The organism is Hoeflea sp. BAL378 (assembly GCF_000759435.1).
Taxonomy (GTDB): domain Bacteria; phylum Pseudomonadota; class Alphaproteobacteria; order Rhizobiales; family Rhizobiaceae; genus Hoeflea.
Window position 1 is genome coordinate 1 of record NZ_JRJG01000252.1, and the last position, 1147, is coordinate 1147.

Sequence of the window (1147 nt, forward strand, 5' to 3'; positions counted from 1 at the left end):
GCGCGCGCGGCCGGCATGTCCCGCTCCGCCTTCTTCGACCGGTTCGTCCGCACGGTGGGCGCGCGGCCGATGGAATATCTGCTGGCCTGGCGGATGACGGTCGCCCGCGATCTGCTGCGCGGCGGAACCCTGGCGCTCGCCGAGGTCGCGGACCGCATCGGCTACAGCTCGGCCAGCACCTTCAGCACCGCCTTCAGCCGTCACGTCGGCATGCCGCCGGGCCGGTTCATGCGGCGGCCCGACCTCCCTAGAACGCGTCCTCGAGATGAACCGGCCAGCGCCAGGGGCTGACCACGACGATGTCGCAGCGCCACGACAGGCGCGCGGAATCGGGCTGCCGGCTGACGAACAGCGCGCCCGCGGCCTGGATGCGCCGTTGCGCCGAAGCGCTGACCGCATCAACGCCCGCGCCGAGCTCGCGCCGCGCCTTGACCTCGACCAGAGCGACCAGGTCGCCCTTGCGCGCCACGATGTCGATTTCGCCGAGCGGCGTGCGGTAGCGCAGGGCGGCGATCCGGTAGCCCTTGAGCACCAGCGCCAGCGCCGCCATCCATTCGGCGCGCCGGCCCCGGCGCTCGAAGCGCCGCTTGCTGGCAAGCCTGCCGTCCGCGCTCACCCCGCGTCCCCCGCCGCCCCGCCCTTCATGGCGAGAAGCCTCTGGTAGAGCTCCTTGCGCTTCTGCCCGGTGAGCCTGGCGGCCTCCGTCGCCGCCTGGCCTGCGGGCAATTCAGTGGCGAGCCGGGCGAGCAGCGCGTCGACGTCGTCCTCGGACGGCGCCGGCGCCGAGCCGGGGCCGATCACCAGCACGATCTCGCCGCGGATGGATTCGTCCTGGTACTGCGCCGCAAGCTCGCCCAGCGTGCCGCGCCGGATCTCCTCATAGGCCTTGGTCAGTTCCCGGCAGACGGCGGCCGGCCGGTCCGGCCCCAGCACCTCGGCCGCGGATCTGAGGCACGCCGCCAGCCGGTTGGGGCTCTCGAAGAACATCAGCGTCGCCGCGGTCGTCGCGAACTCCGCCAGCCGGTCGCGCCGGGCCTTGTCCCTGGACGGCAGGAAGCCCGCGAACAGGAAGGCGTCGCTCGGCAGGCCCGAGGCGACGAGCGCCGCCATTGGCGCCGAGGCGCCGGGGATCGGGATCACGCGAAGG

General features: G+C 73.5%; 3 protein-coding genes. 1 reads left to right on the forward strand and 2 read right to left on the reverse strand.

Annotated features, from left to right (window positions below; genetic code table 11):
- On the forward strand, nt 1-291 hold a 291-nt coding region (locus tag LL06_RS25865; RefSeq protein ID WP_035533909.1), incomplete at its 5' end, for a helix-turn-helix transcriptional regulator.
- On the opposite strand, the gene LL06_RS25870 is transcribed toward LL06_RS25865, so the two are convergent.
- Both LL06_RS25870 and LL06_RS25875 read right to left on the reverse strand, forming a co-directional pair.
- On the reverse strand, nt 248-616 hold the full coding sequence (locus LL06_RS25870; protein ID WP_035533911.1) for a YraN family protein: 369 nt from the start codon (nt 614-616) through the stop codon (nt 248-250). The two genes, LL06_RS25865 and LL06_RS25870, sit on opposite strands and share 44 nt — an antisense overlap.
- Nucleotides 613-1147: SAM-dependent methyltransferase (locus LL06_RS25875; protein WP_035533913.1), on the reverse strand; the 535-nt coding region annotated here is incomplete at its 5' end. The genes LL06_RS25870 and LL06_RS25875, both read right to left, overlap by 4 nt.